9 protein-coding genes are annotated in these 16,454 nt (G+C 51.7%); 8 read left to right on the plus strand and 1 reads right to left on the minus strand.

Annotated features, from left to right (window positions below; genetic code table 11):
- Window positions 1–79 precede the first annotated feature (79 nt).
- The 5 genes from CFK45_RS03360 (at window position 80) to CFK45_RS03380 (ending at window position 9,813) form a co-directional block, all read left to right on the plus strand.
- Window positions 80–844, plus strand: a complete 765-nt coding sequence (locus tag CFK45_RS03360; RefSeq protein WP_096085009.1) for a 2,5-didehydro-3-deoxy-L-galactonate 5-reductase — start codon at window positions 80–82, stop codon at window positions 842–844.
- Between the two features lie 2 nt (window positions 845–846).
- A complete protein-coding gene (aldA, locus tag CFK45_RS03365; protein ID WP_096085010.1) occupies window positions 847–2,298 on the plus strand; it encodes an aldehyde dehydrogenase in 1,452 nt (483 codons plus the stop codon).
- Window positions 2,299–2,505: 207 nt separating this feature from the next.
- Window positions 2,506–4,872: an alkaline phosphatase D family protein gene (locus CFK45_RS03370; RefSeq protein ID WP_096085011.1), complete on the plus strand. Its 2,367-nt coding sequence runs from the start codon at window positions 2,506–2,508 to the stop codon at window positions 4,870–4,872.
- Between the two features lie 243 nt (window positions 4,873–5,115).
- A complete protein-coding gene (locus CFK45_RS03375; RefSeq protein ID WP_096085012.1) occupies window positions 5,116–7,536 on the plus strand; it encodes a beta-galactosidase in 2,421 nt (806 codons plus the stop codon).
- A 69-nt stretch (window positions 7,537–7,605) separates the two neighbouring features.
- Complete coding sequence (locus CFK45_RS03380) at window positions 7,606–9,813, plus strand: glycoside hydrolase family 3 C-terminal domain-containing protein (RefSeq protein ID WP_096085013.1); 2,208 nt, start codon at window positions 7,606–7,608, stop codon at window positions 9,811–9,813.
- 64 nt (window positions 9,814–9,877) lie between these two features.
- On the opposite strand, the gene CFK45_RS03385 is transcribed toward CFK45_RS03380, so the two are convergent.
- A complete protein-coding gene (locus tag CFK45_RS03385) occupies window positions 9,878–11,362 on the minus strand; it encodes a tryptophan halogenase family protein (protein WP_204378410.1) in 1,485 nt (494 codons plus the stop codon).
- Window positions 11,363–11,835: 473 nt separating this feature from the next.
- Between CFK45_RS03385 and CFK45_RS03395 the strand changes: the two genes are divergently transcribed.
- From CFK45_RS03395 to CFK45_RS03405, 3 genes are all read left to right on the plus strand, one after another.
- Entirely contained in the window at window positions 11,836–14,085 is a 2,250-nt protein-coding gene (locus tag CFK45_RS03395) for an Ig-like domain-containing protein (protein WP_096085016.1), read from the plus strand.
- A gap of 69 nt (window positions 14,086–14,154) precedes the next feature.
- Window positions 14,155–14,880, plus strand: a complete 726-nt coding sequence (locus tag CFK45_RS03400) for a hypothetical protein (protein ID WP_096085017.1) — start codon at window positions 14,155–14,157, stop codon at window positions 14,878–14,880.
- A 374-nt stretch (window positions 14,881–15,254) separates the two neighbouring features.
- On the plus strand, window positions 15,255–16,412 hold the full coding sequence (locus tag CFK45_RS03405) for a cytochrome P450 (RefSeq protein ID WP_096085018.1): 1,158 nt from the start codon (window positions 15,255–15,257) through the stop codon (window positions 16,410–16,412).
- The last annotated feature ends 42 nt before the right edge of the window (window positions 16,413–16,454 follow it).

Below are 16,454 nucleotides of genomic sequence, written 5' to 3' on the forward strand. Positions count from 1 at the left end.
GGGCACTTGAGGGGTCTTGAGCCCGCGCATGTTTTATTGCTTATTTGATAAGTAAATTCCAGAAAGAGAGCTAAGAGAGATGCTGGATAAGTTTAGTTTAGAGGGGAAGGTCGCGCTGGTAACAGGATGTAAGCGTGGCATTGGTAAAGCAATTGCACTGGGTCTGGCCGAAGCCGGCGCAGACATCATCGGTGTAAGTGCGAGCCTGGAACTTGAAGGTTCCGAAGTTGAAAAAGAAGTAACCGCGCTCGGTCGTTCTTTTAAAGCTTATCAGTGTGATTTTGGTGATAGAGAAGCGCTGTACGCTTTTATTAAAGAAGTAAAAGCAGACTTCCCGGTTATCGACATTCTGATCAATAACGCCGGTACTATTTTGCGCGCCCCCGCCGCCGAACACGGCGACGAGCTGTGGGATAAAGTGATCGACGTTAACCTAAATTCGCAGTTTGTTCTGAGCCGTGAGATCGGCAAAGACATGGTTGAGCGCGGCAGCGGCAAAATTATCTTTACCGCTTCGCTGCTAACTTTCCAAGGCGGTATCACCGTTCCTGGTTACGCTGCGTCAAAAGGTGCCATTGGTCAGCTGGTTATGGCTTTGTCGAACGAGTGGGCAAGCAAAGGTGTTAACGTTAATGCCATCGCTCCCGGTTATATTTCAACTGACAATACTGAAGCCCTGCGCAACGACCCTGAGCGCGCCAATGCAATTCTTGGCCGTATTCCTCAAGGGCGCTGGGGTGAACCACAAGACTTCAAAGGCCCTGCAGTATTCTTGGCCTCTGAAGCCGCAAACTATGTTAACGGCGCCGTTCTCTTAGTAGATGGCGGCTGGATGGGACGCTAATTATGAATTTTCAAAACAATGTTAACTTTATTGGTGGTGAGTACGTTGCTTCTAAAGTAGACGGCACTATCGATATTTTGAGCCCTTCAACTGGCGAAAAAATCGGTTCTATCCCTAAGGGTTGTGCCGACGACGCCAATCACGTGCTGGAAGTCGCCGACGCGGCGCAAAGGAAGTGGGCAAAAATGACCGCGCGCCAGCGCCAGGGCATCTTGCGCAACTTCGCCAACAAAATTCGTGAAAACAAAGATATTCTCGCACCTATGCTGGTTGCCGAGCAGGGCAAGTTGATCAGTGTTGCCGAAATGGAAGTTGACGTTACTGCTACCTTTATCGACTACGCTGCCGACTGGGCGTTGACTATCGAAGGTGACATTCTGCCTTCTGACAACGAAAACGAAAAAATCTACATCCACAAAGTACCTCGCGGTGTGGTTGTCGGTATTACTGCCTGGAACTTCCCACTGGCTTTAGCTGGTCGTAAGATCGGCCCGGCCCTGGTAACAGGTAACTCCATCGTTCTTAAGCCAACGCAAGAAACGCCTTTGGCAACGACCGAACTCGGCCGCATCGCCAACGAAGCGGGTATTCCAGCTGGTGTACTAAACGTTATTAACGGCTCTGGTTCTGTTGTTGGTCAGGCTTTGTGTGAAAGCCCTGTAACCAAATTCATCACCATGACCGGCTCTACCGTTGCCGGCAAGATGATTTACAAAACCTCTGCTGAGTACATGACGCCAGTTATGCTTGAGCTTGGCGGTAAAGCGCCAATGGTTGTGATGAACGACGCCGACCTCGACCAAGCTGTTGATGCGGCACTTTGGGGCCGCTTTGCCAACTGCGGCCAGGTTTGTACTTGTGTTGAGCGCCTCTACGTTCAAGAAGGCATCTACGACGAGTTTATGGCCAAGTTCCTGCCTGCGGTTGAAGGCTTGAAAGTGGGCGACCCTATGGACCGCGACACGCAAATGGGGCCCAAGTGCAACCAGCGTGAAATCGAAAATATCGATCACATCGTGCAAGAATCCATCAAGCAAGGTGCTACGGTTGCCACCGGCGCCAAGCTTGCCAAAGTTGACGGCATGGAAGGCGGCTGCTGGTACGAGCCAACTGTTCTTGTTGATGTTAAGCAAGACAACATCGCCGTTCACGAAGAAACTTTCGGCCCTGTTCTGCCTATCGTCAAGGTTAAAGACGTTGACGAAGCCATTGCCAACTGCAATGACAGCATCTACGGCTTAAGCGCTTACGTGTTCAGCAAAAACTTCTACGACATCAATCGCTTTATCGAAGAGCTTGAGGTTGGTGAAGTTTATGTAAACCGCGGCATGGGTGAACAGCACCAAGGTTTCCACAACGGCTGGAAACAAAGTGGCTTCGGCGGTGAAGATGGTAAGTTTGGTCTTGAGCAATACCTCGAGAAGAAAACTGTCTACCTCAAAGAAGTTAAATAAGCATCAAGCTTTTGCTTATTACACAAAAACGCCGGGCCCAGCCCGGCGTTTCTGTATCTGCATTCAACACAAGATATAAATCAATAAATTGCGCCGAGCATTTACATATAGTCTATATGACACTAAATTAGCCCAAACACGTTTAGCTATCGATGCAAGTGCAAACCAAAGCGCAGCGATATAACAATAACCCCGTGAGAGCCAAGCATGAAACGCCGCAACTTTTTAAAAATCAGCGCAAGCGGCCTCGGCGCCGCAGCAGCCTCTGGCAGCCTTGCCCTTAGCAGCAGCGCCAACACCGAAAAACTCTGTGCAAAAGACAAAATAGCTCTGGATACAGCCGTGCAGCGCCCGTGGTTAGGCCCCGACTTTTGGGCCAACCGCCTGCAAGACTGGCAGCTCAACAACAATCGAATCGAGTGCCTTCGCGGCGAACAGAGCTTTGAAGGGCGCAGCGTTGCACTGCTTACTCGCGAGCTAAATAACAAGCCGCAAGAGGCCTGCATCGAAGCCAGAGTCTCACTGTTAACTCCCGGCAAAACCGGTGTGGCCGGCTTCCTGCTCGGAGTCGGCGCCGGCAAGCTCGACTATGCCGGCGCGGCAATGGCCCAGCGCTTTTCCGGTGAAAACGGCGGCCTCGCCGCGCTTGTTGATCACGAGGGCCGGCTCAGCATTGACGATTTTAACAACGCCGATAAACCGCTGCACTACGCCAGGCTCAATCGCGGCCCAAAGGCGAGCAAAGCCCTGGGTGAACTCGCCACTCGCGACCTGTTGCTGCGCTGCACGATACGCCCCGACAGCAAAGGGCAACAAAGTACATTTACACTTGAGCTCTGCGCCTGTGATCCACAAAGCGGCGAACAGCTAAGTTCGATCAGCCAGTCGCAGCTGCCCGCTTCTGCCTTACAGGGCGGCTTGATGCTACTGAGCTCTCCGAGCGCCAAAGCGGCAGGCGCGCGCTGGGCTTTTAGCGATATCGCAACAGGTGGCGACAAGATGAGTGTGCACCCGGAGCGCGCCCTGGGGCCCGTTATAGGCTGCATGTACAGCTTAAATAACGATGTATTAAAGCTCAGCGCTCAGTTTATGCCCATCGCCGGCGAAGCCGAAGGCAGCGCCCGACTCGACTACAAAATCGACGGCAGCACAAAATGGGTCGAAGCGCAAAGCGCCGACATCGGCAATGGCTACTGCGCGCTGTTTCGCCTGGACAAGTGGAACAGCAAAAAAGCGGCGACCTACCGCATTATCTATCAGGGTAAAAGTGTTTTTGAGGGCCGCATCGTCAGCGACCCCGACAACAGCAAAGAGCTTAATATCGCGCTGTTCTCGTGCATCACGCCAAGCGTCAACGGTCTCGATAAAAGCCACTACACCAAAATCATTCCCGAAGAGACCCTGTACGGGCGCTACACCCCTGAAAACATCTGTAACCCTCACCGCGCAACCACAGCCTACTGTGCCAGCCACAAGCCCGACCTCTATGTTTTCTGTGGCGACCAGTATTACGAGGGCTCGCCCACGCGCTTTGGCCGCGACACCCCCGACGCCAAGCTCGATACACTTTACCGCTGGTACTTGTGGTACTGGACTTTCCGCGACGCCGTGCGCAACACCCCCAGTGTTATGCTCGCCGACGACCACGACATACTTCAGGGTAACCTCTGGGGCAATGCCGGTAAAAACTCAGACATGCCCAAAGAAGAAGACGGCGGTTACAAGTGGAACAAAGACCTTGTGCGCATGGTCTATCGCATGCAGCACGGCCACAACCCCGACGCCTACGACCCCAAGCCCATTAAGTACGATATTCCCGTCACTTTCGGCAATTTTATTTATGGCGGTATCAACTTTGCCCTGATCGAAGATCGCAAGTTTAAAACACCGCCGGATTACGACGGCGACCCCAAGAGCAAAACAGGCGTGCTGCTCGGTCAGCGCCAGGAAGCTTTTCTCGATGCCTGGGCAGATATGGAACCGGGCTTGCCAAAGATTCTGATTACCGCATCGGTGTGGGGCTCTGCGCAAACCGGCCCCGACGGCAAAGCCCTGCTCGACTACGACGCCAATGGCTACCCCGCCGACGGCCGCACGCGCGCAGTTAAACTTGTCAAAAAAGCAGGGGCCCTGGTACTTACCGGCGATCAACACCTCGGCATGGTCTGCCGCCAAGGGGTAAATAGCTTTGACGACGGCCCGGTGTTTTTTGCCGGCCCGGCGGTGCAAAGTATCTGGCAGCGCTGGTTTGAAGGTGCCGGCAAACTGCCCAACAAGCGCAATAACGACCCGAACACCGGCGACTTTACCGATACCTTCGGCAACAAAATGCGTGTTCTCGCTGTCGCCAACCCACCAATCAGCCACGCCGACTACCAGGATGACAACGTCGTCGAATGGGGCAAGTTCCTGCACGATCGCAGCTTAAAGTCCGAGGGTTACGGCATTGCCCGCATCGCTGCGGACCGCCAAAACTATGTCCTGGAGTGCTGGCCTCACAACGCCAACCCACAAACAGATAAACAATTTGCGGGCTGGCCGTATCGAGGTAAATTCGACACGCCTGCAAGCTAAGCGAGTTCAAGCGCATTATCGGCATACGGCCGCTAATGCGCCTAGTTTCTGATAGAAAACAACAGGCAACGTTGCCCTGCGAATTGAGTTAAATAAAACAATCCGGCTTATAGTCACAAAAACAACAACTTCGTACAATAGCCTGGTTTTTTCATGCTAAGGTGGCCTGTAAAGTCGCTGTTATCGCCGTTTTAGCAGGCAAATAATTAGTAAGCCAAACAACTAAGTTCAAAGACTGAAACAATGACCTACAAGCTCGCTCTAAGTGGCCTAGTCGCCCTTGCCGGAACACTTTGCGCATGCAGCTCGGAGGAGAATTCAGATCACCGCTCAGCTGCTCTCTCGAGCGGCAGTGAAAACAGCACAAAAACAAAAGCACTTTTCAGCAAACAAGCTGCAGCGACAAACGTTGTCGAAGTTCTGTTTGATTTTGACGACGGCCAGATTCCACCGGAATTTAGCTTTCACAACAGTAAAGCATCACTTGTCGATGATGGTTCCGGTGGCAAAGCACTGAATATTAAGTTCGGCAGCAAAGAACACCTGCATACAAGTTTTGCGATTAGCTCGGAACCCGGCTGGGACTGGCGCGAACTCGGCGACATTAGTTTTGCCCTCGACATTGCCAACGCCGGTGATGTCAGCAGCTCGCTGTGGATCAATACCAGCGACGGCCACGGTGCAACTTATACACGCGCAACATCGGTTGCCACTGGCCCGGCACAAACGTATTACGGCAAATTAGCTGGCCACGACCTCGCCTCGCCATCTGACAAGGTCAATATCGAGCTGAATTTCGAAAGTGGCCTGCGCTCAAACCCGCCGACCTGGCCCAGCGACGACAATATGTTTGTCTCGATGTGGGGGAAAAAAGATCTCGATATCAGCAATATCAAACAGATCAGCTTTAGTGTTGATTACGCTTTGAGAGACCGGGAAATTACCATCGACAATGTGCGCCTGATTCAAAACCCTAAAGCCGATGCCAATTTTCTAAGCGGCATCGTCGACCAGTACGGTCAAAATGCCAAACAAGAATTTCCCGGAAAGATTCACAGCGACGCCGAATTACTTGCCCAACGCGATGCCGAGCTAAGCCGCCTAAAAGCGGGCAAGCCTAAAGGGCGCAGTAAATTTAACGCTTGGGCCGAGGGCCCCAAGCTCAAAGCGAGCGGTTATTTCCGTACCGAAAAAGTCGATGGCAAGTGGTATTTGGTCGACCCGGAAGGCTACCTGTATTTTGGCACCGGCATAGATATTATTCGCCTGTCGAACTCGACAACCATGACCGGCTACGATTTTGACCCTGCAAGTATTAAACAGCGCAGCGCCGACGACCTGACTCCCGAAGATAGCGAAGGCCTAAATCGCGCACCCGATGCCGCGGTGAAAACACGCCACAAGGTCAGCGACTTACGCGCCAATATGTTCAACTGGCTACCGAGCTACGACGAACCGCTGGGCAAACACTTTGGTTATCGCCGCGAAGCGCACAGTGGCCCGATGGCCAAAGGCGAAGTGTTCAGTTTTTACAGCGCCAACCTCGAACGCAAATACGGCCAAGACGGCGCCGACTATATGCAGGCCTGGCGCAACGTCACCATAGACAGAATGCTGAACTGGGGTTTTGCCTCGCTCGGCAACTGGACCGACCCAAGTTTTTACGACAATAAACGCATTCCATTTTTTGCCAATGGCTGGATCATCGGCAATTACAAAACCGTAAGTTCAGGCAATGACTTTTGGGCAGCGCTACCCGATGTGTTTGACCCCGAATTTGAGCGGCGCGCGTTTGCCACAGTGCAGCAAGTCGCCGACGAAGTAAAAGGCACGCCGTGGTGTGTCGGTGTCTTTATCGACAACGAAAAAAGCTTTGGCCGCGCAGAAAGCACCGAAAGCCAACTCGGCATCGTTTTGCATACCCTAACGCGCGATGGCAACGATGTGCCAAGCAAAGCCGAATTTACCCGCTTAATGAAAGAAAAATATCGAGACATCGCTCAGTTAAATAAGGCCTGGGGGAAACAGATCACAAGCTGGCAGACTTTTAATCAAGGTATAGATTCCAGCCTTGCAAATGAAGGCAGCGCTCAGCGCAGCCAGCAAATTAAAGACTACGAAGATCTTCTCTATGCCTACGGCGCTAAATACTATGGCACTGTCAACAAGGCCATGAAAAAATTGATGCCCAACCACCTTTATTTGGGTTCGCGCTTTGCCGACTGGGGCATGCCCTGGCCCATGGTGCAGGCTGCAGCCGACAACGTCGATGTTGTCAGTTACAACAATTACAAAGACGGCATGCCCGCCAAACGCTGGGCTTTCTTAGAAAAATATGACAAACCCAGCATTATCGGCGAATTCCATTTTGGCTCGCTTGAGTCGGGCATGTATCACCCCGGTGTGACCCTCGCCGCATCCAACGCCGATCGTGCACGCGCTTATACCGAATATATGCACAGTGTCATCGACAACCCTTATATGGTTGGCGCACACTGGTTCCAATACATAGATTCGCCGCTGACCGGCCGCGCCTATGACGGTGAAAACTACAATGTGGGTTTTGTACGTGTAACCGATGTCCCCTACCAGGACATGGTCGAGGCCGCGCAAAAGCTGCATAAAAATATGTACAGGCGCCGCTATTACGGCAATTTGGATTAGCCGGATTATTACACTGCACCTGTTTTTTTAATCACAACCAGCTTACCAAGGAAAACCTGAGAACAACTCATGCGCAAGCTAATTACAAACATAAAACTTGCTTCAGGCATAGCACTGTTCAGCCTGAGTGCAGCCAGCTATGCCAGCCAAGCACACAAACATGCCGAGCACATCTGGTTTGACGAAAATTTAAGTTTTGAGCAGCGCAGCGCAGCACTTGTCGCAGCAATGAGCAGCGAAGAAAAAATCGCCCAGCTCAGTGAAAAGACACCCGCCATTGCCCGCCTTGGGCTAAATGAATACGTCTGGTGGAATGAAGCCTTACACGGCGTTGCACGCAACGGCCGAGCGACAATTTTCCCGCAAATTATCGGCTTAGCAGCAAGTTTTGATGACGATCTCGCCTTTCGTATGGCCGATGCAATTTCCACCGAGGCGCGCGCGAAATACAACTTAAATCAACAGCACGGTAACCGCAGCCAATATACCGGGCTGACGTTCTGGTCGCCGAACGTCAATATCTTTCGCGACCCGCGCTGGGGCAGAGGCCAGGAAACCTCGGGCGAAAGCCCACTGCTTAACGCCCGTATCGGCGGAGCCTTTGTAAAGGGCATGCAGGGCGATCACCCCAAGTATTTAAAAACCTCCGCCGCAGCAAAACATTTTGGCGTACATTCCGGGCCGGAAGCGGAGCGCCACAGCTTCGATGCCCGCGCCTCAGCCAAAGACCTATATGAAACCTATCTGCCGGCGTTCGAATCGTTAATCACAGATGCCAAGGTCACAGGGCTAATGTGTGCGTACAACGCCGTTGACGGTGTGCCCGCCTGTGCATCTGAGTTCTTACTTGATGAGCTGGCAAAAAAACAATGGGGCTTTGACGGCTATATCGTTTCTGACTGCGGTGCACTTTACGATATTCACCACGGCCACAAATACAAAAAAACTGAGGCCGAGGCCGCTGCCGTCGCCCTTCAAACCGGAGTCAATTTAAACTGCGGTTTTACCTACCCCGCTTTAGCCGACGCTCTTAAGCAGGGCCTTATCGATGAAAAACTTATCGATGAAAAACTGCAAGAATTGCTGATGATTCGTTTTCGCCTCGGCTTTTTTGATAAACCTGAGTCAAACCCATACAACGATGTCAGCATTGATGTAGTAAATAGCCAAGAGCATATCGCGCTGGCTCGAGAGGTCGCGCAAAAATCCATCGTGCTGCTAAAAAACGACAACAACACTTTACCGCTGAAAAAAGATATTAAAGTACCTTATGTCACCGGCCCTTTCGCCAGTTCCAGCGATGTATTAATGGCCAACTACTACGGTATCAGCGGCAATATGGTGACCATACTTGAAGGCATCGCCAACAAGTTAAGCATGACCTCATCGCTCAACTACCGCATGGGCGCCCTGCCGTTTCACGAAAACTTAAACCCGCTGAACTGGGCGCCGATGGTTGCCAAGACCGCCGATGCAACCATTGCGGTTGTCGGCATCAGTGCCGATATGGAAGGCGAGGAAGTCGATGCAATTGCCAGCCAACACAAGGGTGACAGGGTAGATATCAGCCTGCCTAAAAACCAGGTTGACTACATCAAAACCATCGCAAAAAACAAAACCGGCCCGCTAATCCTCGTAGTCGCAAGTGGTAGCCCCGTGGCACTTGGAGAATTGCACGATCTAGCCGATGCCGTACTGCAGGTTTGGTACCCGGGTGAGCAAGGTGGTAACGCCGTCGCCGATGTAATCTTCGGCGATATCAACCCAAGCGGCCACCTGCCCCTGACCTTTCCAAAATCAGTTGAGCAACTGCCGGACTACAGCGACTACTCGATGGTCGGTCGCACCTACAAATTTATGCAAAAAGAGCCGCTCTACCCCTTTGGTTTTGGCCTGAGTTATACCGAGTTTAAATACAGTCAGCTCCAGGCAGAGCTGCAAAAAAACGGCGCGCTCTCGGTTAGCGTAAACATCAGCAATACCGGGGAAGTAGCAGGTGAAGATGTCGCCCAAGTCTATTTAGCACCGACTGAGGCCGACAAACAAGAAGCGCTCTACGTACTCAAAGACTTTAAGCGCGTCGCACTTGAAGCCGGCCAGAGCAAAACACTTAGGTTTGAAATCCCTGCAGATAAACTCACGCGTATAAACATGCAGGGCAAAAAAATAAAACTTAGCGGTAAATACAAACTCTATGTCGCCAATGCACTACCAAGCAAGCGCAGTCAAGCACTTGGTGCAAGCAAAGCCGCCAGCCGCATTGTGTATTTTAAATAATAGCTTTCGCCTGATACCCCCTCTACTTAGCGGGGGTATCTATAACTGGCCAGGAAAAACTCAATCAGGCTTTACAATAGTGATCAATAAACGCCTGATGACTAGGCATTTGGCGGGCAATCTCTCGCACGGCATGCTGAAACTGAGAAATATGATAATCGAACTCTTTTGACGGCATCGTATTGGCTACAGGGTTATAACTCTGCGGCACAATGCCCTGCCCAATCGCAACAGCAAGCCAGTTTTCTATACCAAAAATATCAAATTCATAATCTGCGTGGACTCCCGCCTGTTTCATTAAGCGCAAACGACGTTCGAGTACATCCGGAAGCTTTACTGCCCGTACATCTCGCCAGAACTCGCTATCATCTCTGCGGGTCACATGGTAATGAAGAAGAATAAAATCGCGAATTCTCTCGTAGTTAAGCGCCATTGTACGATTGTATTCGTCTCGGCTCTCAGGGCTAAACTCTAAATCAGAGAGAAAAGCCACAAGGCGGGTAATACCTTCCTGGACAAGGTGAATGGCTGTTGACTCCAGCGGCTCAATAAAACCGGAACTTAAGCCAATCGCGACACAGTTATTTACCCAGGTTTTTTTTCTTCTGCCGACTTTAAAACGCAACAAGCGCGGCTCGGCTAGAAGCTCACCATGAATATTCTGTAACAATATATCTCTTGCTTGCTGCTCATCCATGTATTTACTAGAGAACACATGGCCATTGCCCATTCGGTGCTGTAGGGGAATCTGCCAAGTCCAGCCGGCTTCTCTCGCATGCGACACGGTATAGGGCAAGGGCTCGGACTCAAGCGCTGAAGGTACGGCAATTGCGCTATCCATTGGCAGTATGTCCGACCAATCTTCGTAGCCCGAATGCAGCGCCTCTTCAATTAATACTCCGCGAAAGCCACTGCAGTCAATAAACAAGTCCGCCGCTAGTTTTTCTCCAGAGTCCAAGACAATGTTTTGAATAAAGCCACTTGCCGGGTCTAGTTCCGTCGAAACAACTTTTGCCTCAATGCGCTCTAGCCCTTTAGCTTCGGCAAAACGACGTAAGAACTTTGCATATAATCCCGCATCCAAATGGTAGGCATAAGCAATTTTAGAAGCTAACGATGTTGGATCTTGATTGGGTTTCATAAATTTCCCCGAGCGCGCCGCCGCGGTATTCAGAGAAAATGCTTCAAGGCTCAAATCGCCCTGGGTTTTACGAGCTCTCAACCAGTAATTGTGAAAAGGCAAGTCGTTCAGAGGCATGCCAAACGCCCCAAATGGATGCATATAGCGCTCGCCTAAAGCCCCCCAATCAACAAACTCAATTCCAAGCTTAAATGTCGCCTGCACCTCTCTCATAAATTGAGCTTCGTCGATACCAAGCATGGCATTGAACTTTCCGATGTGGGGAATAGTAGCCTCACCCACACCAATAGTGCCAATATCCTCAGACTCAACCAAACGTATATTGATATATTCTGGTAAAGCGTGACTGAGCATAGCTGCAGTCATCCAGCCCGATGTGCCACCACCTACAATTATTATATTTTTCATTTGCATACTGCTTTACGGTTAGACAAAGCAACATTATGCGCTTGCCTCTCTGAAAGCAATCAGAGTTTTATGAAACAAATAATGCATGTACAAACAACCCAATTACGCATGCACAGAGCTCACAAATAAAACCAACAATCCAACTCTGCGCCAAGCCGTCTTAAGCAGCGCCAATAATTTCTCTTAAAGCTTAAAAGCCATTCAAATAAAGCCCCGGCTTTAAGTAAACTGAATTGGCCAAGGGAAGTTGAATTTTCGCAGGGCACAAATAATAAATCCGCAGCGGGTGTCCTCTCGCTTGCAACAATAATCTTTTCAAACACAACGCAAGTGCCAACTCGTTTGGCAGGCAAACTTGCGCCTGTGCTACATGGACATCGTTCAGTGCAATTGCGCTGAGAAGTAGTTTAAACGAGTGCACAAAAAGCAAAACCGTATTTGCCTTTTGTGCTTCGTATACATGGAGTTTAACAATGAACAATTTACGCCAAAGCAAACTTGGCATCGCCGGCCTGTGCCTCGGTGCCGTACTCGCCCATTCAACTAAAGCACTAACCATAGAAGCGGAAGATTTTATTCGCAGCGGCGGTGGCGCCGGGGGCTTTAGTCGCTACGTCACCGGCGACGGGGTCGGCGCTGTCAACCACGTGCAAAGCAGCGACTGGGGGGAATACCAGTTTAATTTAAATGAAGCGGGCCACTACCGCGTCTCGGTATTTGTTGGCAGCCCCATCACAGGTTCAGCGGTGCAACTCTCCCTGCCCGGCCTGGATAAAACCGTAGCGGTCTCACCCAATGGCGACTGGGATAAATTTGACGAACTTGTTATTTGGCAGAAGGTCGAGCTTCAAGCAGGAGCTCAGCTTATGCGCATCACCGCCGCGGGTGGGTCAAATTGGGAATGGAATATGGACCGTATCGAAATCACTCCCGTTGCAACACAAAGCCAGGCAATCAACGACTTTGTCAACACAGCGGCGAGTACACCCGTCGATATCGACGTGCTCGCCAACGACCAGTTGGCCCGGCCGGCAACTATTTCCGAATTTAACCAGTTGCAACAAGCGGCCCACGGCCAGGTCTACAAACTTTCTGACTCAGTATTGCAATACGTTCCCGATACGGGCTGGTATGGCAGCGACAGCTTCAGCTACAGCATTGATGACGGCGCGGTGCTCAGTGCCGCTAAAGTCACAGTAACAGTGCTGCCTCCGGCCAGCTGGACGGCCGTTGATGACCGCGCTAGCACTAGCGCAGGCCTGCCCGTCACCATTGACGCGCTCGCCAATGACCTTGCCGGCCACTCATCGAGCGTCGCGCTCAGTCAAGTTGGCGGCGCGCTCTGGCCCCAGCACGGCAGCATGAAAATCGATAACAACAAGATCATCTACAGCCCGAAACCCGGCTTCAGTGGCGAGGACAGTTTTAGCTACAGCATCGATGACGGCAACACGCTAAGCTCTGCCACGGTGCATGTCGACATCAGGCCTTCGAGCCTGGCACCGCCAAGTGCGCCGCGCTTTAGCGACAGCACTGAACTCGATATTCACTGGGACAGCAACTTTAAGCTTCAGTACCTGCAACAGCGCGATGCCAGTGGCAACTGGTTTGACCTCGCCAGCTCGGATTTGAGCCAAATAACCACGCGGCAAAGCTTGAGCCTCGCCCCGGGGCGCCACTGGTTTCGCATCTACGACCCAGCTCCAGATGAAGGCCGCGATGCCTACAGCGATCAGACCCTGGTAACCGTCGCCTCGCGCCTACCAGCGGTGAGCTTGCCGGCAAAACTGCCGGTAAACAGCAGCATCAGCATTCGCTGGAATAGCAATGATGCCAACGCCGAGCTTGAGCGCAGGGTCAATGGTGGCCCCTGGCAGGTGGTACACAGCAGTGCCGACGGCGCGCCAAACAACTACCTGCGCGTCGAGTTTAGTATGGCCGAAGGCCTCTACGAATATCGCTTGCGCAGCTATGAGTTGAGCCCCTACCTGGGTTATCACTACGGCCCCATCGCCAGTACCAGCGTCGGCCAAAACAAACTGCGCATCCTGCTGGTTTACCCAAATGAAATGCTAACTTATTACGGCAGCACTGAAGAGGCCGAAGCTCAGCTCCATATGTTAATGGACTACAGTCAAACCACGTTTGACAACAGTAATACCGGTATTGAGCTTGAGCTCGTTGGCATGCTGCCGTTAGAGTTATTAGGCCGTGCCGGGCACACCGACATCAGCCACGAGAGCCTCTATTCCCTGCGCGACAACACTTATGCTGCCGCGTTAAAACGGGAGTTCCGCCCCGACCTGCTCGCCTATATCAGCCCCGTTTACGGGCCAAACTGCGGCATCGCCTACTACCCGAGCAGCACCCCGGATATTCATGCCATATCGCTAACCTCGGCCCACTGCACAAGTTCGGTCGCACACGAACTCGGCCACAACTTAGGCGCCGGCCACGGCCAGACCGTCGATGGCCTGAGCCCCGGCCGCCCTTATCCCTGGTCCATGGGTTACGGTGTGATCGGCGAGTTTCGCACCACCATGGCTTATGCCGCCTATTTTAACTACGCCCCGCGCATTCAGTTCTTTTCCAACCCCCGCCTAAACGAGTGTGGGCCAGAGCTTCGTCAATGTGGCAGCGAAGAGGCGGACGCCGCACGAGGTATCAAACTATTTTTTGATGAAAGCGCCAGCGCCTATTCATCGCGCTGGTCTTCGCTATAACAGCGCGCCGGCTTGCCCGTAACAACTGAGAGCAAGCCGGCTTTCTTCCCCCCCAAAACGTTTTCTGCAATGAAAAACCATCTCATTCATTCAATACCGTATCAACGCAAAGCGCTTAAATATGTCGTTTTAATAGCTATTGCGCTTCTATGTGTGCTCGCTTTAATCACCGCACTCAACAGACAAAAGCCGCTAATTTATGGCAACGACAAGCCAAACCAGCGCCAAGCAACAACACCAAAAACAGCACAAAAAACACTACAACTAGCCGAAGCTTATCCAGTCACTGGCGGCAACAAAAACGAGCCTATCGCCTTAGCAAACAGCACTAAACAAGCCGAGCCTTACCAGCCCCTGCACAGCAAACCCACACTGTTTAATTACTTTGACAAAAGCACAGCGCCGCAGACCCAAATCAACAACATCGATAAAGATATGCAGCGCATTGCCGCGAGCGCAGGTTTAGACGCCAGTGAGGTCTTTGTGATTCAATTTAACCCCGAACAACTCAGCGACAGCCAGGCGGGCAGCTTGCTGGAATTTCAACTGCCAGGGCAAAAACACTCACTCTTTGCCGAGATACACAGATGTGAGTTAGATCAGCGCGGCCTCAGTGTTAAAGGCCATATCAGCGAACTCGGGCCCGGCTATGGTTTTAGCCTTGTTCAGCGCGGTCAGCGCTTAAACGGTTACATCGTCACCGATAAATCGCGCTACGACATCAGTGGTATACGCGGCCGCATCTATATGCTGCGCCACAGCCACCACCAACTTCCGGAAAGCTTAGCCAACTAAATTACTGCCAAAACGAGCGGCCCATGCTCGGCCCTCAAAGTACAAGCATTTAACATTTCCTAGCTTTATCAGGCTTATGGCCCATTTCTAGCGCTGATAACAAAAGGCATGTCATAAAATAGTAGTACCATGCTTTTTTTGGCGCACTTCTAAGCGAAGTCTTCTACAATTGCCTGCAAACAAAAGTAAATAAGCTGCCATTTACCCAAAAATACGCGCCTCTAAAAGCATCATTATGCTATTTTTTCTTCAAGGCCACGGTATTTTTGACCTGGATCAGAACTTATTATGAGCGGCGTTTATCAGCGAGCCCACTGAGCACGGACGATGCGGTGTAGGCGGCAGCAATAGCAGTACAAATAAAGAGATGAGCTATGAAAATCAGTGAACTACCCGATCCGTTCAAAGAAGCGCGCGAAGGCAGCGGCGTTGGCCACCAAAACGATCAGGACGATCCAGTACTGATGGCCCTGCGCCTAAAAGATGTGCGCAAAGGCGCGCACAACTGGAAAGGCCTGCAAAGTGGCGCCAAGCCTGGCCGCATCGTTATCCCGTCTGAAGTTGCGATCCGCGAAACTCGCCAGATCCCGTTTGAGGTGGACCCACCAGAGCACAAAGGCTATCGCGACCTTGTTGAGCCCTGGTTTAAGCGCCCAACCGAAGAGCCCTATCGAGACAAATTGCGCGAGATCATCAACGGTTGCATCGACGATGTACTGGCACAAGACAAAGTCGAAGTTGTCGGCGATTTCAGCCTCAAGCTGCAAAGTCGCGCGCTTACCGTATTGCTGAACATCCCCTATGAAGAGTCCAAGGTCTGGATTGACTGGGGCACCCACGTATTCCGCAGTGAAGACAGCGACCTCGACGGCGACAAGGCCGCCATCCTCTACGACTATATCGATGAGCAAATCGACCGCGCCATTGCCAACCCCGGCGACGATCTCTACAGCGTATTGCTTGCTGCCGATGTAAACGGCAAGAAAATGAGCAAAGAAGAAGTCAAGGGAGTCATGATCCTGACCTTCGCCGGTGGCCGCGATACCGTTATTAACACCCTGACCAATAGCATCGCGTATTTTGCCGATCATCCCGAATCGCTCGAGCGCCTGCGCCAGGAACCGGAAATCCGCAACAGTGCCATTGAAGAGCTGATTCGCTACTTTTCACCGCTGACCCAGATGGGCCGCGTTGCCACGGAAGACCAAGTAGTTTGTGAGCACGCCGTCAAGGCAGACACCCGCGTTGGCCTGTGCTGGGCCTCAGCTAACCGCGACGAAAAAGTCTTCCCGGACGCCGATAAAGTTGTACTCGATCGCAAAGTTAACCCGCACCTGGCCTTTGGTTTTGGCACCCACAACTGCCTGGGCTCCACTCATGCCCGCGCGATTATGGCCATTTTAATTGAAGTGCTGTGCGAAAAAGTTCAGAGCATCGATATCCTAGAGCACAAAGACAATATCGAAGACCTGGATCAGTTTAAGCGCAAGGTCGGCTTTGACAGTATTACGGCTCAATTTAACGCCCGTTAAATCTGGCGTTATCCGGCGCACTACAGCTGTAAAGCTTTATCG

Origin of the sequence: Agaribacterium haliotis (assembly GCF_002312815.1) — a bacterium.
GTDB lineage: Bacteria > Pseudomonadota > Gammaproteobacteria > Pseudomonadales > Cellvibrionaceae > Agaribacterium > Agaribacterium haliotis.